Genomic DNA, 20,344 nt, shown 5'->3' with positions numbered 1-20,344 from the left:
GGATATGGATTGCCTTCTTCTCATTTCTCTTCTTTTGAGAAAAACATTCTTGAAATAACGATGCCTATACTTCCTACGATTAAGAATAACACTGCCCTAATCATCATTGAAACTTCTGGTAAGTCTAGAAGGAATAGCTTTCCTATCGTTACGACTAACACGACTAAGCCGGCATATAATATTTCATTCATATTTTTATTCCGGCCAAGCCAAACTGCAAATAATGCATACACCATCCATAATAACGATACAGATACACTTATTATGCTTCCATCTGTGGACAAAACTTCACCGATTCTAGTAATTGTAATAAATACAATCACCATAAACCAATAGAGTGCTATAGAATACATATACTTGCCAAAGCTCGCTAATACTTCTTTCGCTTGTCTCATGCAATAATAGAACGTTCCTATTAAAATAAGATGAGCAACAAAGCCTGCCGAAATAAATTGATCAAACGGGCTAAAAATAGTCTGTACCATTCCAATTGCGTAAACCGTCGCACTAACATACAATTTTATCTGTTGTTTTCCTTTAATAGAAGTAAACATACCGAGGAAACCTTGTAATAATAGTACAATCGCTGCATTCACTAAACTATACTCATATAAAATCGCTAAACTAAATGCCCCCATTGCGAAACCAAATAAAAGATTTGTAAATGTAGAATGTCTATCCTTCCTATATTCAAACACGAACATAATAGCGTGTACGAGTGCACTTATCATTAATCCCCATGTTGTAAATTCATGTATTTTTGAAATAGCTAATATAAAAAAGACTGCATTCGCACTAAATATCGCCAAGCGTGGCTCTACTATAAAACTTCTCTCTGTAAACATATGCCAAAATAATAGTAAGTGAATTAAACCATAAACTACTGTTAACTGGACTTGCAAATCCTCTACTAACATTGACATAACAGCAAAGAAGACAAAAAGAACAATAGCAGCAACAACATAAGAAATCATATATAAATACTGATAACGATTTTTCAACGCATACCATAATAAGCTGAGCGTTAGTATCGTCTCATATCCAAAGAAAATATACGGATTAGGAGTTGTACTATTTAATAAGAACGGCACGAAGAAAGCTCCTACCGCTACAAAGATAGTAAGATATTCCGATTGATACCTCTTCGCTATATAAATACCTAAAATGACCCATGCGATATTACATAGAAACGCGACACTCGCTGGAATAAATCCATATAAATAATGTGCCGCAAATGTCGTTAAAACTATACCCGTAATACTTCCTCCTGCTAATACTAACCCTAACGCTTGCCGCTCGCGTTTAATTTGAATATCCCCTATATAATAAAAACCGATTGATAGGACAATACCAAACACAATTCGTATTGCTGGTGTTAATAATCCCGCATCTACCCCTGCTTTAAATAACCAAATTACTCCAAGCAACATAATACCGACAAATATGCGCGGTAACCACGTTTGGCAAAACTTAATAATATTAAATGGTTCTCGTTTAAAAGCAGATATATCCACTTGTTTTACCTCACGTTCTTGCACAGGTTCTTTTATTGTAACTACTTCTTCTTTTTGTTTTTCTTCCGTCACCGTTTCAATATATTCTTTCTTTTCCTTACTAACATGTTGCTTAGCATTTTCTGCTTCTATTTCTCTTTGTTTGGCTTTCAATTCAAAAAGTGCTTCTTGAATCGTTTCAATTGCCGTTTCGAGTGCTTCTATTTTCTTATTCAAATCCTCCTTCATACGCTCCCCCTTATCCGTTCAAAACCTATATATTACCAATTACCTTTATCATACTCTTAGTCTATTCATTTTCAATACTATTTTTCCAAAAAAGAAAGGTGTTTTCCGAAATTGGAAAACACCTTTTACTTATTTATTCTTATTTATAACAATACTCACGATAACACCAATACAAGCACCTATAATAGCTGGAACAATCCACCCAACACCTTCCATATAAAACGGAATGTATTTCAATACTGATGTCCACTGATTCATCATCACATTTTTATTGAAAATATCAACTGCACTAAACACCGCTACAATTCCAACAGTTACTGTATATACGTATGCATACTTCTCAATATACTTATGGAATAGCCCTAAAATAATAAGCGTTAATGCAACTGGATAAATAAATCCAAGAATCGGTACTGATACTTTTAAAATTTGTGTTAATCCTAAATTAGCTAAAATCATACTAACCAAACTTAATATAAATGCCCAAACTTTATAAGCTACTTTCGGAAATGCACTTGCGAAAAATTGACTACAAGATGTAACAAGTCCGATTGACACACATAAACACGCGATCGTAAAAATAAGACCTAATAAAACGACCCCGCCTTGCCCAAATAATGTAGTCATCACTTGCGCTAACACTTGCGCGCCATTATCAAATGTCCCCAATGAACCACTCATTGAACCGACATATCCAAGTATGACATAAATAATAGATAATAATAGTCCTGCACCAATTCCAGCAATACTCATATATTTCGCTAAACCTTTATCATCTTCAATACCTTTTGCACGAAGAGCATTTGCAATCACAATCCCAAAAATTAAAGCTGCTAATGCATCCATCGTTAAATATCCATCTAAAAACCCTTGGAACATAGGCGCTTGTCCATAATTTCCAGCAGCCTCTTTCACACTACCTACTGATGTAAACATGCTTTTTATAAAGATAAGAGCAATCATACCTAATAATAACGGTGTTAAAACTTTTCCGAACAACCCCATTAATTTAGACGGTGATAAACTTAACCAGTACACAATACTAAAGAAAATAACTGTGTAACATAATAAGACTACGCTACCCGCTTCCGGAAATAGCTGACCCGGTCCCATTTCAAAAGCTAGACTTCCTGCACGCGGAATACCAAGGCCTGGTCCAATAAATACATACACGATACACGGAAAAATAATGGCGAATGAAGAATGAACTCTACCCGCTAGCGTTTGAAAACTTCCTGCTTTTGCAATCGCAATAACTCCCAATATCGGAAGACCTGTTGCTGATATAATAAACCCTACTAATGAAATCCACACATGTTCTCCTGCTTCATACCCAAGAAAAGGTGGAAATATAAGATTCCCCGCTCCAAAGAACATCGAGAATAACATAAGACTAATAAGTAAAATTTCTTTTTTCTGTAACAATTTCATTTCTTTCTCCTTCTTTAATTTCATCTTTTATGAAATCAATTTCACATATAAAAAAGTGCAATAAACCGCTTCTTTACAAAGAAAACATAGTCCATAGTCTAACATAAAAGAAACACTCATTCTATAGCTATATCCCTTTTCCAATTTCTTCTGAAAAATCAACCTTTATTGACTTATAATAGTTAATAAAGTAAAATATTAAATGTACAAAATTATTAACTTTGTTTTTGTTTGTGTCAGGAGGAAAATAACATGGAATCAGCGATACAACTAGAAAGAGAACAACAAAGAAAAAAGAAACATCCTCCAGGTTTATACTTACTCTTCTTTACAGAAATGTGGGAAAGATTTAGTTACTATGGATTACGAGGATTATTAACATTATATTTAACGACAGCTTTAGTAAGCGGTGGTCTTGGGTTTAGTCCTGGATGGGCACTCTCTATTTACGGATTTTACACTGGAGCCTGTTATTTCACACCGATGATTGGTGGATACTTAACAGACCGTTTTCTAGGTAGACGAAAAGCGATCACAATTGGTGGTATAACAATGGCAATCGGTAACCTTACACTATTTGCCTTACAAAACCAAGTCGGCCTATACCTCGGATTAGCGCTTATTATTATCGGTAATGGATTCTTCAAACCGAACATCTCTACACTGGTTGGGGAATTATACGAAGAGAACGATCCAAAACGTGATAGTGCATTTACCATTTTCTACATGGGTATTAATGTCGGATCATTTTTAGCTCCACTCGTTTGCGGATTTTTATCAGAAAATTTATTCAAAACAACGGTTGATGGCGTTGTACATTACGGATTCCGTTACGGATTCTTAGCCGCTTCAATCGGAATGATCATTGGACAAATTTTATTTACAACACTATCCAATCGCTTCCTTGGTGATATCGGTAAAAAACCAACTCGCGATTTACAAACAACAGATGGACAACCATCAGTAGGAGATACACCTTTAACAAAAAAAGAAAAACAACGTACTGCAGTTATCGTCATTTTAACATGCTTCGTTGTCTTCTTCTGGGCTGGCTTTGAACAAGCTGGTAGTTCATTAACATTATATACAAACAAATTTGTAGACCGCTCTGTGTTCGGATGGGAAGTTCCAACATCTTGGTTCCAATCGGTCAATCCATTATTTATTATTTTACTTGCTCCAGTTATTTCGGCATTATGGGCAAAACTTGCAACTCGCAAGCGCGGGGATTTAAAAATCCCAACTAAAATGGGACTTGGTATGATCTTGCTCGGTATCGGTTATATCATTCTCGTTATTGCTACATTAAAAACAGGTAGTGATGAACATAACATTACAGAAAAAGCAAACTTACTATTTATCGTCTTTACGTATCTTTTCCATACGTTAGGTGAGCTATTCTTATCACCTGTTGGACTATCAATGGTTAGTGCGCTTGCCCCAGTAAAACTTGCTTCTTTATTAATGGGAGTATGGTTAGCAAGCTCAGGAATCGCTAACATTTTAGGTGGACAACTTGCAAGCTTCACAACTTCACTTGGATATGCTGAAGTATTTACAGTAATTGGCGCTGTAGCAATTGTATTAGGCTGCGTTTTATTACTAATTTCTAAGAAGTTAGTGAAATGGATGGATTAAAAAAGATGAGGGGAAATCCCTCATCTTTTTTATGCATTCTTACCTTTTTCTATCGCTTGTTCGTACAGATTTTTATGTTCTTTATATTCACTTGGCACAAAATTCTTATAGAAGAATGCAAGCCAACTGTCTCCTTTTTTATATCCTTCTTCTCTAATTTCTGCTGCTTTTTTATTTGATTTAAATCCTTCAATAAACCACTTCTTTAACGATTCATTTTTTTCATATTTAGCAGGAACTTTCAAATCATAGTTTTCAAATGCATACTTATAGCCAGCCTTTTCTACTGCTTTTTTTGTAGATTTATAACCCTTTTCATAAGCTGTTTCATACGCCTTCACGTACACATCTTTCTCTCTATTTACGGGGTTCTTTCCGGCTAATTCCTTACCTGCCTTTTCCCCTAGTTCAGCTTGCTCTTTTTCAATTTTTTCTGTTCTTTCTTTATTCCCTACTTGGAAACCTTCTGCAAAATTCGGCTTAAACTCTGGAGCAATTTGACTATCTTCCATCGTCTCTTGTGCTAAACCTTGCTCTTTTCCTTTTTCAAAATTCGTTTTCTTCTGCTCTTCTAAAGACCAAGATGCAGCATAAGCAATTTTGAATGCTTCTTTATATGTATCTGATTTTCCAGCTAAATGTGATTCTGCATCATTTTTCCCTGCTTTAAAATCAATCTCTCCATTTTTTTGTCCCTCAAGCTGTCCTTTTTCCATATCAGCTTGACGTTGTGCTTCCTCTTGCTTACGTGCTTCTTCCGCTTTTCTTTGTTCTTCAGCTACACGTTGTCTCTCTGCCTCTGCTTTTCTTTGTTCCTCCGCTACACGTTGTCTCTCTTCTTCAGCTTTACGCTGCGCCTCTGCAGCACGTTGTTTTTCAGCCTCAGCATTGCGCTGTGCTTCTGCTTGTCTTTCAGCTTCTACAGCACCATTATTATTTTGACTAGGAGCTGGACTTGTTGCACCACTACTAGAAGCTGGCTTATTGTGATAATGATATTCCCCGTACTGCAATCCCCATTTTTCACAATTTGTACGACACGTATGTCCCCCATTAGCATCTGTACGTCCTGGATGCGCATAGGCTGAAATTGGAGCTACCAATAACGCTACACTTGTTGTTAAAAGAAGTTTCTTCACCTGTTGTTTCACTCTTGTTCCTCCCAAAATCTTGAATTCTAACTTTATTATACATAAATAGAAAAATACTTAAATACCAACTAAAATATTCTATTATTTCTCAACATTAGTAAAAAAGAAGGTCAACTCTTTAGAGAGTTGACCTTCTTTTTTATTTCTTCGCCTTCGTTCCTACTAAATCACCAGCAACAACATAACGTTTAGAATTATCTTTTACAGATACACATGTAATAAGTGTTATCTCATCTTTCCCATGATCTTCAACAACCTCCCATTTATCAGGAGTTACTTCAGATACACCAGTAACCGCATATTCATATTCGTTTTCATTATCATACAAATAAATTTTATCGCCTTTTTTTAGAGACGCTATATCACTAAATAAAACACCTTTTTTAGACATGTTATGTCCTGCTAATGCATAATTCCCTTTTCCCATTACTTGATTTTCTTTTACTGTTGCTGCACCTGATAATAGGTTTTTCTCAGTAGAAGACTTTAAAACAGGAAGTTCTAATGAAACACTCGGAATCGAAATACGACCAATTACTTGTTTCTTATCTAAAGATGCGTTCGCTACTTCTGCCAAGTCTGGTTGATTAATTTTCGAAGCATCTACAAATTCTGTCTCATGTTTTTCATAATCCATTTTTTGAACAGCCTGTACATTTTCAGTCTGTTTCTTTTCAGCTTGATATCCATCATAAAATGGTTTGCCGATTAATACACCACCTACAACAAATAGGAGGATTGCTACTATACTATAAATTCTTTGCTTATTCATATACAATTCCTTTCCGTTACAAAATCTTACTCTATTTAAAATGATAAGATAATATTGCTATATGTACAAGTGTAAGCTGAAAAGAAACCTTCTTGCTGATGCAAGAAGGTTTCTTTTTAAGCGATTTTATTTCGATATAAAGATACGTGGAAAATTGTCATTTGAATAAAGAAAATACTAAATGCAATATATATTGGATATGCAGGAACATATAGATTAGCAATTGGAGAAAGCGTTAAAAAACCAACCGCACAAGGCAACACGTACCATAGTGACATAAATGTAGTACGACAAGCCTTTTCTGTAATCGCCTTTTCCCGCTCGTCTTCTTGAGGAAATAACAGTGGAAACATCCAATATGATAGCTCTTTATATTTTTTCTTTTGAATTTTATAAAGAACAGTCGATACAATACCAAATATTAAAAGCAATCCTATTGGCATTAAACTCACCGAAACTTCAAATGGTACCCTCTTCGTTTGAATAAAATTAGCAACTTCGATAGTAAAATAATACAACTCAATAAATGCCCAACCTGCTAATACCATTAAAAGTACATTCAACATATAGGAAAATACAAGTCTATTCATCCTCTTCCCCCTCCTTATTTAAAACAAACACATCTTCCATCTTGAGCTCGAACACATCGCAAATCGTAAGCGCTAATAACAATGACGGAACATAATCCCCTTTTTCAATTGCCGCGATTGTTTGTCTCGTCACTCCAACCTTTTCTGCTAATACACTTTGCGAAAAATTAAACCGAGCTCTTAATTCCTTCACTCTATTTAAAATGGTCAAATTTACCACCTCTCACCATCATTGTATGCTACCCTTAACAAAATGTAAACTCAACTTAACATTGTTTTTATAAAAAAATCCAACTCTACGTATTGTAAAGTTGGATTACGTGTTAGTTTAAAATTGTAACTTTAACGATTTTTCTTCCCCATTGACTAGAAGACCCTTTATCAGGCATTAACACATCAATTCTGTTACCTTTAATCGCTCCACCAGTATCTGCTGCAATTGCGACTCCATAACCTTCAACATTTACAGTTTTACCTAATGGAATAACATTTGGATCTACAGCAATTAATTTCATTCCTGGGTTTGCAGTTAGATTATAACCTTTACCACCTGGTCCCCATGCAGAGAATACTTGTTGACCTGGTGCATAACCATTTTCCCCTGGATCAGCTGTATAAGCTGTAGCTTCTACATAAATTTCTTTCCCACCAGCAGTTGGCTTAGGAGATGGTTTAGGTTGTGGAGGTTCTACCTTCGAATTATTATTAGTAACTGGTTCAGCTGGTTTACTAGCTTTTGCTTGCTTTTGCTTTTCAGCAATTTCCGCTTGCGCTTTCGCTAAAGCTTCTTGCTCAGCCTTTGCAGCTGCCTCCGCTTTTGCACGCTCTTCTGCTGCAATTCTTGCTGCTTCTTGCTCACGAGCAATCGTTTCTTGTACTGCCTTCATGTTTGATTCGATTTTAGCCTTTTCTTCTGCAGCTAAATTAAGTTGGCTTGCAACCTGATTATATTTAGCTTGAACTGTTTGTAAGTTAGCTTGACGCTTTTTCAAGTTATCTTGCAAATCAGCTTGTGCTTTTGCTAATTTTTGTTTGTCTACTACTAAAGATGCTTCTTTTTCGTCAATTGTTTTCTTGTCTGCTTCAATTTGACGAAGATCTTGTTCCTGTAGACGTAAAATTTCTTTATCAGCTTCTAAAATAGTAGAAACTGCGTTCATACGTTGTAAGAAATCTGCAAAGTTTTTTGACTCTACTACAACTTCTACTACTAAACTTGTATTTGAACTGTTTTGAACAGAAACCATACGTTTTCTCATAATATCTTTACGAGCAAGGACTTTATCCTCTAAAACGACAATTTCTTCCTTTTTTTGTTCAATCTGCTTATGTGTTTCATCAATTTTACGTTGAATAGCAGCTTGATCCTCTTTATTTTTTGCAATTGTATTATTTAAATTATGTAGTTCGTTTTCGATACCTTGAATTTCTTTACTAACAGCTTGCTTCTCTTGCTCTTTCTTTTGCATTTCTGCATCGTTTTGCTGCAATTGCTGTTGCATGTTGTTAAGTTTCTCGTCGTTTGACTCTGCTTTAACAGCGACTGTACTAGAAAGACTTATAATTCCTGCTAATACTAGACTACTGATTCGCTTAAAATAGTTCATAATCCGACTCCCTTCTTATACAGTTATACATGATTTATTTTACAGTTTGTTTACAATACCATTAAATACAGTTTATTTTTCATGACGAAAAAAAGGGAATTATGCATAAAATGTAATAGATTCTTAAATATTTAACAATTCCTATATTTAAAAATTATAAAAGATGCTAAAATCCAAATATAGAGAAAATATAACTTCTAAAGGCGGTTGAAATAAATATATGTTTACTCAAAAGAAATCACTCCAACATAAAATTGATCAATTAGAAAGTCGTATACAAGAACTAGAAGCAGAATTAAAACAAAAGGATATCGAACAACAAGAGACTATTTCTTCTATCCACGATCGTGTACAAAGCGTTGTTCAAGAGCATCAACTTGTAAATAACCAGCACAATACACTTCAAAATTTAGTTCAACAATTAAGCTCATGTTTCGAAAATGTTTCAACACGCACTACACATTCCAATGAATTAAATAATGAAATGTTACAAAAAGAACAAAGCTTAATTCAATCTATTGAAGAAATCATTGACTGCTCTAATGAAGGAAAAGAATCTGTTCACCGTTTACTTATTGTAATTAACAAATTAGGCGAACAATCTCAACGTACGTCTAATAGTATGAATCATTTAAGTGAACGCTCAAAAGAAATCGAGCAAATTGTAGAAGTCATTCAAAACATTGCAGCACAAACAAATTTACTTGCTTTAAATGCAAGCATTGAAGCTGCACGTGCTGGTGAACACGGTAAAGGATTCGCTGTCGTTGCCAATGAAGTAAGAAAATTAGCTGAAAGTACAGCTGAAAGTACAAAAAACATTGGCAACTTAACGAAAAAAATTCAAGAAGAAATTGAAAAAGCATACGATAATACAAAAGATAATTTGCATTTAGTCGATGAAGGTGTAGAAATGAGTGCCGATACAAACGCTAGAATTGAAAATATTTTAATTATGATTCAAACGTTACAAAACGGTGCTACTAATGTTATTAAAGCTATTGAAAACCAAAAGTCTTGTAATGATGATATATTACGAGAATTCGCTACTACACAACAAATGTTCCAAAAGTTAAATACTACTATTATGAATCACATTCATGATGCTGAGAAAGTCGATGTTCAATTAACGAAAAGTCTTGAAGAAACAGCAGTTTCTCGTTAACAATAAAAATCCCTTATACTGCTATAAGGGATTTTTATTATATTTCGAATATTTATTTCTTCTCAATATTCATCCGTATCTTTGTTATAATGGACAAGTTGTTTCTTTCGACTATTAAACAAGGAGGTTATTATGGAACAATTTTACTACATTTTAAAATATTTAATTCTTGGTCTGTTCCAAGGACTAACAGAACCGATTCCGATTTCTTCAAGCGGTCACCTCGTTTTAGCACAGCATTTGCTAGGACTAAAAATCGAAGGGTTTAGCTTTGAACTACTTGTTAATTCAGCTTCATTATTAGCTGTATTACTTATTTATAGAAATGATTTAATTCGTCTAACGAAGAATGGTCTATCTTATATATTTACAAGAGCAGAAGATGCAAAATCAGATTTCTTCTTTATTATTTACCTTGTTATTGCGACCATTCCAGCAGGTGTTATTGGTGTTTTATTTAAAGATTACATCGATCAATACTTAAAAGGTGTGAAAATGGTTGGGATTTCCCTTCTTATTACCGCTGTCGGTCTTTGGATTATTAGAAACTTGCGTGGACGTAAAAATGATGGCGACCTTTCTATGAAAGATGCAATCATTGTTGGCCTAGCACAAGCTTGCGCACTAATTCCTGGGATAAGCCGATCAGGTGCAACAATCGTAGCAGCGATGTTACTTGGTATGAAGCAGGAAACGGCTCTTCGTTTCTCATTCTTACTATATATACCTGTTAGCTTAGGTGGTTTATTATTAAGTATTACAGACATTGCAAAAGATCCAAATCTAGATACACTATTCGTACCATATATCGTTGCATTTATCGCAACATTTATCATGACGTATATTTCATTAAAATGGTTTATGAACATTATGGCAAAAGGAAATTTAAAATATTTCTCTTTCTATTGCATTATCGTAGGTGTACTTACTCTTATTTTCTTATAAGGTGAAACTTACAAATCAAAAAGCGAGTCATTCTATTACACTAGAACGACTCGTTTTTTTATGCATATACTTTCTTTTCTTGACAATACAAACGAATAACATGTTTATTTTGTTGAAATACATCATGCGTTAGGCGGATAATAATAAAATTTCGTTTTATTTGATCATCATGAACAAAAATCTGTTCTCCCTCTTGAAAACGCCACGCACTTTCAAAAGTTGTAATATGATTCCCACTTACAGAAAAAAGCTCATATCGCATATCTTGTTCCCTCTTTCAACTTATAATAATCATAATATCCTTATATTAAATTTAGTATAACTTAATTCTATTAAAATTTATAATTTTTTCTATTTCAAAATATTTTAATTTTGTTTTAAGGTTCTTTTAACGTTATAATGGTAAACGAATTTTCATTGAAAGGAGCTTCATTTTGACTGCATATTTATTCCCTGTAAAAACAGCATTTATTTTATTTCCTTTTTTAGCAATGTTTCTATTAATCCCTTTTTTAATATTTAATTATCGAAAGTATGGTTATTTAAATAAATGGCGTTCATTTATTTTATACTCATTATTGCTTTACTTATTAAATGCCTATTTTCTTGTGATTTTGCCGTTGCCACAAACATATGATACTTGTAGCCTACAACCGGCTAATACGCAGCACATGCAACTATCACCATTTTATTTCATACAAGAAATTAGTAATCGTACTTCGGCAATTTTAACGAAACCAGCTACTTATTTCTACCTATTAAAAGAATCTGCGTTTTTACAAGTAGCATTTAACGTTCTATTAACCGTTCCATTCGGTATTTACTTACGGTATTATTTCCGACGTAGTTTCTTACAAACAATTTGTATTTCTTTTTGTCTTTCACTCTTTTTCGAGCTAACACAAGTGACTGGACTATACGGTATATACAATTGTGCGTACCGCTTATTTGATATAGATGATCTGTTTTTAAATACATTAGGCGGCGTAATCGGCTTTATCATTGCACCAATTTTTACGTACTTCCTTCCGAAAGCAAGCGAATTAGATAGTCATATTGATTTGGAAACGAAACCAGTCGGATTCGTTCGTCGCTTTATCGCGATGCAAATTGATTGGATTTTCTTATCCATCGTTGTACCTGTCATTAAAAACAAAGGAAATTCTTTCTTTGTTTCTAATATTCAATCTTACACGAACATATACGAACTCATTTTCATAACGTGTTCGATCTTTATTTACTTTATTATCATTCCATACTTTACGAATGGAAAGACAATCGGTAAAGCATTGCTTCGTATTTACGTGAAAGGACAATCAGATCGTATTACGTTGAAGGAACTATTCATCCGTTATGGTATATTCTATTTCGTTTTAGGTGGAATCAATTATATTCTTTCTAGTAGCTCTATCTTAAATCTTAAAGAACCTTTAGTATTAATAGTTATATTATTATTCCAACTCGTAATTAACGGTCTATTTATTATTCATGTTTTATTACATGTATTTAGTCGTGATAAGTTACTATTTTACGAGCGAATTAGTCAAACAAGAAATGCGATCGTACTAAAAAAAGCTGACAAGTAATACTTTGTCAGCTTTTTTTCATAATCGTAAATAACTTTTCTGTGTAAGGATTTGAAAACATTTCTGCTTCATCTAATAATTTCCTCACCTTTAGAAACGAATGCAATTCTGGATATATATTTTGTAATTTTTCGTACGTTAACGTATGCATTTTTCCCCAATGCGGGCGTCCTTCATACTTTAGAAAAATTTTCTCCACCTCACCAAAATAAGCAGCATACTTCATACCTTTATACATATGAACAGCTATATACGCAGAATCTCTTCCATACGCTGGACTGAGCCATATATCATCCCTTTTCACATAACGGCATTCAATTGGGAAGTGCACTTTATACTTTTTCTTTTCAATAAGGTTTGAAATTTCTTCTACAACGGCCTGCATATACTTTGAAGGAACACTATACTCCATTTCATAAAATGGAACCGCACGCGATGTAGCAAATACTTCATAACTCGGACCAATTATTTTTGTATTCGGTACAGCTTTAGCCGATAATCGACTTACTCCTTTACTTATAGAAGGAAACCATTTGCATCCTTTAGATAACAAAGAAAACATCTTATTTTCTAGTAACTCTACCTTTAGTTTATGCCATTTCAAATCACTTTTTTTACCCGTTGTTTCGTTTGTAACTTTCACTTGCACTTCATCTGAATAAGGAAAAACAAAGAATTCAAAGTGGCGATTCTTCTTATATTCTTCTAATTTGTTCATTACAGTAGATAATGCTTGTTTTTCACTTTCATACACAAGTGAATACGCCCTGATAACTTTCAATTTTATCCTTACAATGATACCTAGCATCCCAAGTGACAACTGAAAGGCCCTCCAATATTCTACATTCTCCGTTTCCGAACAAACTATAGTCTCACCTGTAGATAAAACTGCCGTAATCTCTATAACTTGTGTTGATAAACTTCCAAAGGTAATACCCGTTCCATGCGTCCCCGTACTAATTGCTCCTGCGATAGATTGCGAATCAATATCCCCTAAATTTTCTTGCGCATAACCTTTTTCCTCAAGTAACTTCCCTAGCTCATGTAACTTTGTTCCTGCCCATACTTCGGCAACCATTTCTTCCGTATCAATATTCACAATTCCCTTCAATTCATCTAAAGAAACTAAAATTTCTTCCGTTTGCACAAGAGGTGTAAACGAGTGTCCTGAACCGACAACACGAATTTTCTTCCCTTTCTTTCGCGCAAGCTCTATAACTTCTACTACATCTTGTATACTTTCTGGATACATCGTATAATGCGGTGTTCCTTCTACATTCCCTGTCCAATTTCTCCATTTTTGTCCCTTTATAGAAAGCATTGGCCATCCCCCCGATATGTTGAATACTCCCCAACAATCTCTCCTTCTTTCACACGATATAAAAACGGAAACCGCTCACATAATTCGCCAGCTTTACTATGACGAAATAAGATAGAATCTCCTATCTCTACTCGTTCCTCACCGTTATAAAAAATCGGTGTTTGCACTTCACCAGCGCCTTCTAAAGCTAATAGTTTTGCACCATTCGGCCTCCAAATCTCAGGTTCTTTATCTTTCCCAATTGCGCCTGAGGCAATATATCCACCACCTAGACAAGTGTAAATTGTTGGGGCTGGTTTACGCACAACTGGTAAAGCAAACCCGACAGCTGGATGAAATTGCACCTCTTTATAATAATCAAACAGCTTCGGGGCATAAAAAGCCGAACCTATTGTAATCTCTGAAACTGAATGATCTTGCTCAGTTGTTTTTATACTTCCTGTGCCTCCCCCATTTACGAACCTTAGTTCAATACCTAGATTTTGTATTTCTTTTACGATATGTCCTCTTCTTTCTTTAACTTCTAACACTGATTTCTTCTTTAAATGTGAAATCACTTTACTTTTCACTCGTTGATTCGGTATGCGATCTCCTACCCCAGCAATTTGGGCTTCATATCCCATTACACCATCTAGTATTAAAAATAATGATTCTTTCAACCTTTTTACTATTTTCAAAGTACCTTGCACATCTTTTACCGGTGATCTTTTGACCCCAAAATGAAACTTAAAAAAACGACTACTCATATCAATATCTAAGCAAACACGAAAACATCCTTTAGATTTCTCAGCAATTTTTTCTAAATAAACAATATGCTCTTCACAATCCACCATACAAGTTATAATGAGCCCTTGCTTTGTTAGCAAACTTATTTCATGTAACGCCCTATCATCATAAGCAGGATATCCGAGCAATAAATCATTGAATCCTTGTTCAATTAAAAACAAAACTTCCCTAGGTGAAAAACACATAATACCTTGAAATCGTTCATTTGCAGCTAAAATCTTTTGCATAACCGGAACAGAACGTAACGATTTACTCGCTATACGAATCTTCTTATTGCCACTTAATTCTATAATCAATTGAATATTTCTATCTAAAGCTACTTCATCCAAAAATGCACACGGTAATGGAACTTCTTTAAAAATTCCTCGATCCACATTTTTTCTCTCCTCTTCTCTATATGTCTTATACATATTGGAAAGAAAGTTGGAATCTCCTCTACAAAATAAAAAAGTTTCTTCCTATTTAAGAAGAAACTTTTTTAGGACTACTTCATAGAAATAGTTGCTGCTACTGGATAATGATCAGAATAATCATCATACGTATATTTTTTGAGCCATGATGTAACAGTCCACTGTGGAGATTTCGGTTGTAACACTTTATTCTCTACAAATGACGGGTTCGCATGGTCTTTACTTGCAATAATATAATCTAAATACTCGGCAGGGCTATCAGGGAAATTATATTTTGCAATACTGTTTGTCGTCGCATCCCAAGTTGCTGTATGTCCTGTATAAGATGGAATAGAAGCGTGCAATGTTTTGAACATTGATGCGTATTCTGAGTCACTATTGTTCTCAGCATTTATTTTATTCACATTCATATCACCACCAAATAGGACGTACTCGTCATTTGGTATATTTTTATTTTTAATAAAATCTTGAATTTCTTTTAACTGGTTTGTACGTACAGATGCAGGTGAAGTTTTTCCGCACATACTATCTTCAGCCTGCAAATGCGTCCCAATTACATGAACGAAACGATCATTTTTCTTAATTTTCGTGTATACAAATCCTTTATTCGATAAATTATCTGGTCCACATCCATTTGCAAATACATATTGAACCTTTTCAACGATCGGCCATTTGCTAACGATTGCAACGCCTCCATCTTCAGGAGTTGCAGATGAATAGCTACCTAACGTTTTATCCCATTCATTTCCGTTGCTACGACCTAATACAGCTGTTTGATTTGGGTATTCTTTCTTCAAATTTCCTAAAAGGCGATCTGAAGCACTATTATCAAACACTTCATTTAATATAACAACGTCTTGATTCTTAATATAATCTGCCGCCCCAATTAAATCAGCACGCTCACTTTGTCCCCAATTCGGATATAAGTTAGTTGATAGCATGTACACGTTATGCGTCATCACTTTCAAAGTATTGTTTTGATCTGTAGACGTATCTGCTTGAGCTGAGGATCCTCCGTATAAAACTCCTAAACCAATCCCAAAGCTAAGTACACCTTTTAGCAATTTACCTTTCACGTTCCATACCTCCATGTGTATAGTATTGAACTACTCACCACTTAACGTCCTTACGGACTGTTTGAAGTGGGAGATTCCTAAGTACAGAAGCCTAATGGCTTCTAATTCATTAGGCTATCCCCGTAGTTCCTACGGTTAGAAGCCTTAAAGCTTCATTTTTAAGATTGATACTTGCGTTAATATCTCTGTCGTGATGACAATTGCACTCAGGACAATCCCATTCACGAAGATTTAGATTCTTAACGTCTTTATTTTGATACCCACAACAAGAACATAATTGGCTTGAAGCAAATGTTTTGGATACCAGAATGACTTGTTTTCCATACCATTTTGCCTTGTATTCTAGCAACGTTCTAAATTGTGACCAAGATACTTCACTAATCGCTTTTGCTAACTTATGATTTTTTAACATATTCGATACTTGCAAATCTTCTATACCGATAACATCGTGGTTTTTGATGATTTCAGTTGAGATTTTGTCCAAGTAATCTTTTCTAGCATTAGCTATGTATTCATGAATTCTAGCTACCCTTACTCGTTGTTTATTCCAGCGAGAAGATCCTTTCATTCTTCTAGAAAGAACGCGCTGTGCTTTTGCCAACTTCTCTTCCAATGAGCGAAAAAATTTAGGGTTTTTATAGGTTGTTCCATCTGACAAAATGGCGAAATCTTTTAATCCTACATCCATTCCAATATAAGAATGTGTTTTCGGAAGTTCTTGCACTTCTGTTTCAACTAACAATGACACAAAGTATCTGCCAGAAGGGTTCCGTCTAACCGTAGCATTTAAAATACGTCCCTTTACTTCACGACTTTTGGCAAATCGAACAAGACCTAGTTTCGGCAATTTCATTTTGTTTCCGACAACAGCAATGTTTTCATTTGTTTGTTTTGTGGTATAAGATTGTACGTTGTTCTTTTTAGATTTGAAACGCGGGGCACTGTTTTGTTTTTTAAAAAAGCGTGTATAAGCATCCACAAGGTTGCGAACAGACGATTGAATAGCAATACTATCCACTTCTTTTAGCCAAACAAACTCTTTCTTCATGGCAGGAAGTTTGGCAGAGCATGTACCATATGTCAAACCTTTTCCTGTTTCTTTGTATGCATTATCCCATAGAGATAGGAAGTGATTGAATACAAAACGAGAACAACCAATCGTTTTATTGATCAGGATCGCTTGTGCTTTATTTGGATAGATACGAAATTTATACGCTTTATTGATCATCCTTCATTTCACCTCCATTTCGATATATTTCCATTATATACCAAACGCACATTCGATAGTTAGTTAAGTGATTATGACAAATTATCCGGTAACACTTTACATATGTCGAACAATTAAGATGACTTCCTGCCATCTCTTGTTCGAAGCCAATTCATCTCCCACCTACTCGCTGGGCTACGCCCTTCACGCTCCTTGAGGAAGGAGTCTTCTTGGCTAAATTGATAAAAAGGTCAAATACTCTATTGTGAGATTTGACCTTTTTTAAATACTTAACGATCTCCGTACGTATCAAACCAAAGCTGAATGTATCCAGCAGTAACACGTTGTGCATCCATTAATCGCTTACCTGTCATTGGCGTAACTTCAGCGCGCCATTTATCTGCATATTCTTGTGACACAGCTGCTTTTACGAACCAATCTTTCGTATTATCATTTACAATTCCAGAGTAATCTTGTTTCGCCACTACTGCCGCTCCATGGATCCAATCTTCTGGATTTGTACCTTTCCAATTCCAATATCCATTTCCATCCGTTACTTTATAATTATCTTTTATCGTATCTACAAAGTTTTCATATTTAGAATGGAATCCTTGTGGATACGAAAGATTTGTAAAGTTTGCCGCATGCATCGGTTGGTTTACATCTCCTAAATAATGAAGAGATAATCCTAAATAGAAGAATGCTTGTTTCATATCTTTATTTTTGTATGATTCACCAGCTAATTTAAAATATTTAGCTCCAGTTTCTTTTGCCTGCTTTGCAAATGGAATATATGTTTTTCCATTGTCTGGATCATAGAAATGTGAAGCAAATGTGCTATTATCATAATAAGGATTTTCGTAGTCAGCAGCATAAATACCGTTCTCTAACTCCGTACGCCATTCATTTAATTGTGCAACTCGATCTTGTTTTACAAGTGTTGTATTGCGAGACATAATATCAATCGCACGGTTTACAATCCATAAATGAGAATTTACACCTTCTTTATGTTTATCTTCAGCAGACCAGCGGTGAACTATTTTTATTTTACTTCCCCCATCGTTTTCATGAGCAAATGCAACGCTTTGTAAAGGAGCTACTACTGTAATAGCTGCTGCTAAAGCAAGTATTTTCTTTTTCATCTGAAATCCTCCATTTTATAATCGAATTATTGTAAACTTTTTGTTAGGATCCTATGATGTCGTCCGGTTAACCTATGACTAGAATATCCCACCTTTCATGAAATTTCTATTACTAAATCAAAATATGCAAATGTTCATATCATTATAACTTTATACACAGTGAATATAATGAATGAATACACTTTCATTTTAATAAACTATTATTAAGGCTTATCTAAACTAATGTAAAAAAAGAGTAAAGCACCCACATGCTTTACTCTTTTTTTCTATTCGATAATATACTCGGCAGTTGTACATTAACTGCCAACTTATGAATAAATCCAAATACTAATCCAATCCCAATAAATATGTATAAGATTGTAAATATCTTCCCAAAATCAGTTTGCGGGCTAAAATTCGCATCACCGACAGTCGTCAGCGTCACAACGCTAAAATACAAAGCGTCAAGAGGACGTAATTCTTCAACTGTACTATAAAAAATCGTACCAGATGTTAATGTTAAAAATGTTAATACGAATAATACTTGAAATTCTTTATCTTTCCACGCTCGTAAACAAGCTTTTAGCATTCGTTTCAATGTCAACATAAATGAAAGCATGAGACTTCCCCTTCCAAACAAAATACCTGTAGTTACAGGAAAGTCTATCACCTTTCTGTACAGAAAAAAAGTAGCCCTCTTCTATTTCTAGAAAAGAGCTACTTTTTACTATTCTATATTATTTAGGTGAAACAAGAATTTTCACTTGTGTTTTATCTTTTACAAGTGCTTCAAATCCTTCTTCAACAACTTGATCTACTGTGATTTTTTTCGTAATTAATTTCTCTGCTTGAATTTGACCAGAGCTAATTAATTTAATAACAGCTGGGAAGATATGACGGTATCCTAAAATACCAACCACTTCTTTTTCTTTTAGTACAAGATTGTTTGGAGTAATTGTTGCGTCTTTTTCCCATACACTAACAATTACAGTTTGTCCTTCGAAACTTGTACTTTCAATTGCTTGACGAAGTACAACTTCAACACCTGTTACTTCAAAGCTCACATTTACACCTAAACCATTTGTTAAGTTACGAATTTCTGCTAATACATCTTGAGTAGCTGGATTTAATACGTAATCCGCACCTGCTAATTTTGCTAACTCTTGACGTTCTTTAGAAAGCTCGACTGCAATAACAGGAGTTGCTCCTGCTGCTTTAGCTGCTTGGATAACAAGAAGTCCAATTGGACCACAACCAAATACTGCTACAGCTTCCCCTTCTTTTAATTTACTTTGACGTACTGCATGAACTGCTACAGCTGCTGGTTCTACAAGTGCACCTTGTTCATACGTCATTTCATCTGGAATATGGTGAACCATATCTTCTGGTACTACTGTATATTCAGAGAAACCGCCGCCTTCTCCGCCAAGACCGTGGAAAACAAGTTGTTCACAAACATTGTAATGTCCATGTTTACAAGCTTCACATTTACCACAAGAATAAATTGGTTCTACAACGACGCGGTCTCCCACTTTATGAGATGTAACGCCTTCACCGATTTCAACTACCTCACCGCTAAACTCATGACCTAAAATAACCGGTGCTTTTACATGTGTTAATGGATGCTCTTCTGTGGGAATAAAAATAGGTCCTGCTAAATATTCATGCAGGTCTGTCCCGCAGATACCACACCATTTCACTTTAATCTTAACTGCTCCTGGTTTTACAGTTGGTTCTGGTACTTCTTCTACTCTTACATCACGTTGATTATGCCAAAGTAATGCTTTCATTTTATA

18 protein-coding genes and 1 pseudogene are annotated in these 20,344 nt (G+C 34.7%); 4 read left to right on the top strand and 15 right to left on the bottom strand.

The annotated features are described in order from the left end of the window. Positions 1–20: 20 nt before the first annotated feature. Both ACTFR9_RS22310 and brnQ1 read right to left on the bottom strand, forming a co-directional pair. Positions 21–1,742 carry a DUF2339 domain-containing protein gene (locus ACTFR9_RS22310; RefSeq protein ID WP_076855564.1) on the bottom strand — a complete coding sequence of 574 codons (1,722 nt, stop codon included), beginning with the start codon at positions 1,740–1,742 and terminating at the stop codon, positions 21–23. Positions 1,743–1,871: 129 nt separating this feature from the next. Then, entirely contained in the window at positions 1,872–3,173 is a 1,302-nt protein-coding gene (gene brnQ1, locus ACTFR9_RS22305; RefSeq protein ID WP_000771679.1) for a branched-chain amino acid transport system II carrier protein BrnQ1, read from the bottom strand. 252 nt (positions 3,174–3,425) lie between these two features. Here brnQ1 and ACTFR9_RS22300 point away from each other — a divergent pair, with 252 nt between their 5' ends. Next, positions 3,426–4,811, top strand: coding sequence for a peptide MFS transporter (locus tag ACTFR9_RS22300; RefSeq protein ID WP_000443153.1), 1,386 nt, complete (start codon positions 3,426–3,428; stop codon positions 4,809–4,811). A 29-nt stretch (positions 4,812–4,840) separates the two neighbouring features. Here the strand turns inward: ACTFR9_RS22300 and ACTFR9_RS22295 are convergent, their stop codons facing one another. The 5 genes from ACTFR9_RS22295 to ACTFR9_RS22275 all read right to left on the bottom strand — a co-directional run bounded on the left by ACTFR9_RS22295 (position 4,841) and on the right by ACTFR9_RS22275 (position 8,931). Next, positions 4,841–5,962 carry a YHYH domain-containing protein gene (locus ACTFR9_RS22295; protein ID WP_193635836.1) on the bottom strand — a complete coding sequence of 374 codons (1,122 nt, stop codon included), beginning with the start codon at positions 5,960–5,962 and terminating at the stop codon, positions 4,841–4,843. A 139-nt stretch (positions 5,963–6,101) separates the two neighbouring features. Next, positions 6,102–6,734, bottom strand: coding sequence for a class A sortase (locus ACTFR9_RS22290; RefSeq protein WP_001041721.1), 633 nt, complete (start codon positions 6,732–6,734; stop codon positions 6,102–6,104). Positions 6,735–6,850: 116 nt separating this feature from the next. Then, the gene (locus ACTFR9_RS22285) at positions 6,851–7,324 is read right to left on the bottom strand and encodes a hypothetical protein (protein WP_001081111.1); all 474 of its coding nucleotides are present in this window, start codon (positions 7,322–7,324) and stop codon (positions 6,851–6,853) included. Next, positions 7,317–7,535, bottom strand: a complete 219-nt coding sequence (locus tag ACTFR9_RS22280; RefSeq protein WP_000154009.1) for a helix-turn-helix transcriptional regulator — start codon at positions 7,533–7,535, stop codon at positions 7,317–7,319. The genes ACTFR9_RS22285 and ACTFR9_RS22280 overlap by 8 nt, the downstream gene beginning before the upstream one ends. Positions 7,536–7,647: 112 nt before the next feature. Beyond that, positions 7,648–8,931 carry a 3D domain-containing protein gene (locus ACTFR9_RS22275; RefSeq protein ID WP_001105826.1) on the bottom strand — a complete coding sequence of 428 codons (1,284 nt, stop codon included), beginning with the start codon at positions 8,929–8,931 and terminating at the stop codon, positions 7,648–7,650. A 631-nt stretch (positions 8,932–9,562) separates the two neighbouring features. Here ACTFR9_RS22275 and ACTFR9_RS22270 point away from each other — a divergent pair. Together ACTFR9_RS22270 and ACTFR9_RS22265 are read left to right on the top strand one after the other, a co-directional pair. Next, positions 9,563–10,096: pseudogene (locus ACTFR9_RS22270) on the top strand (methyl-accepting chemotaxis protein); the annotation flags it as partial. Positions 10,097–10,228: 132 nt separating this feature from the next. Further along, the gene (locus ACTFR9_RS22265) at positions 10,229–11,041 is read left to right on the top strand and encodes an undecaprenyl-diphosphate phosphatase (RefSeq protein ID WP_000434782.1); all 813 of its coding nucleotides are present in this window, start codon (positions 10,229–10,231) and stop codon (positions 11,039–11,041) included. A gap of 58 nt (positions 11,042–11,099) precedes the next feature. On the opposite strand, the gene ACTFR9_RS22260 is transcribed toward ACTFR9_RS22265, so the two are convergent. Beyond that, positions 11,100–11,303, bottom strand: a complete 204-nt coding sequence (locus ACTFR9_RS22260; protein WP_001268337.1) for a hypothetical protein — start codon at positions 11,301–11,303, stop codon at positions 11,100–11,102. A gap of 172 nt (positions 11,304–11,475) precedes the next feature. Between ACTFR9_RS22260 and ACTFR9_RS22255 the strand changes: the two genes are divergently transcribed. Beyond that, positions 11,476–12,627 carry a VanZ family protein gene (locus ACTFR9_RS22255; RefSeq protein ID WP_000128043.1) on the top strand — a complete coding sequence of 384 codons (1,152 nt, stop codon included), beginning with the start codon at positions 11,476–11,478 and terminating at the stop codon, positions 12,625–12,627. Positions 12,628–12,634: 7 nt separating this feature from the next. Here the strand turns inward: ACTFR9_RS22255 and ACTFR9_RS22250 are convergent, their stop codons facing one another. From ACTFR9_RS22250 to bdhA, 7 genes are all read right to left on the bottom strand, one after another. Then, entirely contained in the window at positions 12,635–13,948 is a 1,314-nt protein-coding gene (locus tag ACTFR9_RS22250) for a D-arabinono-1,4-lactone oxidase (RefSeq protein WP_000948917.1), read from the bottom strand. Then, a complete protein-coding gene (locus tag ACTFR9_RS22245; protein WP_000373741.1) occupies positions 13,936–15,108 on the bottom strand; it encodes an amino acid deaminase/aldolase in 1,173 nt (390 codons plus the stop codon). Before ACTFR9_RS22245 ends, ACTFR9_RS22250 begins: the two co-directional genes overlap by 13 nt. Before the next feature lie 110 nt (positions 15,109–15,218). After that, the gene (gene sph / locus ACTFR9_RS22240; RefSeq protein ID WP_001996694.1) at positions 15,219–16,235 is read right to left on the bottom strand and encodes a sphingomyelinase C; all 1,017 of its coding nucleotides are present in this window, start codon (positions 16,233–16,235) and stop codon (positions 15,219–15,221) included. Positions 16,236–16,329: 94 nt separating this feature from the next. Beyond that, the gene (tnpB, locus tag ACTFR9_RS22235) at positions 16,330–17,448 is read right to left on the bottom strand and encodes an IS200/IS605 family element RNA-guided endonuclease TnpB (protein WP_000608414.1); all 1,119 of its coding nucleotides are present in this window, start codon (positions 17,446–17,448) and stop codon (positions 16,330–16,332) included. Between the two features lie 269 nt (positions 17,449–17,717). Beyond that, positions 17,718–18,569: a phospholipase CerA gene (cerA, locus tag ACTFR9_RS22230; RefSeq protein ID WP_000726982.1), complete on the bottom strand. Its 852-nt coding sequence runs from the start codon at positions 18,567–18,569 to the stop codon at positions 17,718–17,720. A gap of 253 nt (positions 18,570–18,822) precedes the next feature. Next, on the bottom strand, positions 18,823–19,167 hold the full coding sequence (locus ACTFR9_RS22225; protein WP_000948232.1) for a potassium channel family protein: 345 nt from the start codon (positions 19,165–19,167) through the stop codon (positions 18,823–18,825). Between the two features lie 118 nt (positions 19,168–19,285). Then, a complete protein-coding gene (bdhA, locus tag ACTFR9_RS22220; RefSeq protein ID WP_000645822.1) occupies positions 19,286–20,338 on the bottom strand; it encodes a (R,R)-butanediol dehydrogenase in 1,053 nt (350 codons plus the stop codon). Positions 20,339–20,344 lie beyond the last annotated feature (6 nt).

It is taken from the genome of Bacillus cereus group sp. MYBK222-1 (genome assembly GCF_051916425.1).
Classification (GTDB): domain Bacteria; phylum Bacillota; class Bacilli; order Bacillales; family Bacillaceae_G; genus Bacillus_A; species Bacillus_A paranthracis.
The sequence above is the reverse complement of the archived record's forward strand: the minus strand, read 5'-3'. Positions and strand labels throughout refer to the sequence as shown.

Coding starts and splice junctions, on each gene's coding strand:
- ACTFR9_RS22275 (WP_001105826.1), bottom strand. CDS start 8,931: ATGAACTATTTTAAGCGAATCAGTAGTCTAGTATTAGCAGGAATTATA.
- ACTFR9_RS22290 (WP_001041721.1), bottom strand. CDS start 6,734: ATGAATAAGCAAAGAATTTATAGTATAGTAGCAATCCTCCTATTTGTT.
- ACTFR9_RS22260 (WP_001268337.1), bottom strand. CDS start 11,303: ATGCGATATGAGCTTTTTTCTGTAAGTGGGAATCATATTACAACTTTT.
- ACTFR9_RS22250 (WP_000948917.1), bottom strand. CDS start 13,948: ATGCTTTCTATAAAGGGACAAAAATGGAGAAATTGGACAGGGAATGTA.
- brnQ1 (WP_000771679.1), bottom strand. CDS start 3,173: ATGAAATTGTTACAGAAAAAAGAAATTTTACTTATTAGTCTTATGTTA.
- ACTFR9_RS22225 (WP_000948232.1), bottom strand. CDS start 19,167: ATGCTTTCATTTATGTTGACATTGAAACGAATGCTAAAAGCTTGTTTA.
- ACTFR9_RS22310 (WP_076855564.1), bottom strand. CDS start 1,742: ATGAAGGAGGATTTGAATAAGAAAATAGAAGCACTCGAAACGGCAATT.
- tnpB (WP_000608414.1), bottom strand. CDS start 17,448: ATGATCAATAAAGCGTATAAATTTCGTATCTATCCAAATAAAGCACAA.
- ACTFR9_RS22285 (WP_001081111.1), bottom strand. CDS start 7,324: ATGAATAGACTTGTATTTTCCTATATGTTGAATGTACTTTTAATGGTA.
- cerA (WP_000726982.1), bottom strand. CDS start 18,569: ATGAAAAAGAAAATACTTGCTTTAGCAGCAGCTATTACAGTAGTAGCT.
- ACTFR9_RS22265 (WP_000434782.1), top strand. CDS start 10,229: ATGGAACAATTTTACTACATTTTAAAATATTTAATTCTTGGTCTGTTC.
- bdhA (WP_000645822.1), bottom strand. CDS start 20,338: ATGAAAGCATTACTTTGGCATAATCAACGTGATGTAAGAGTAGAAGAA.
- sph (WP_001996694.1), bottom strand. CDS start 16,235: ATGGAGGTATGGAACGTGAAAGGTAAATTGCTAAAAGGTGTACTTAGC.
- ACTFR9_RS22300 (WP_000443153.1), top strand. CDS start 3,426: ATGGAATCAGCGATACAACTAGAAAGAGAACAACAAAGAAAAAAGAAA.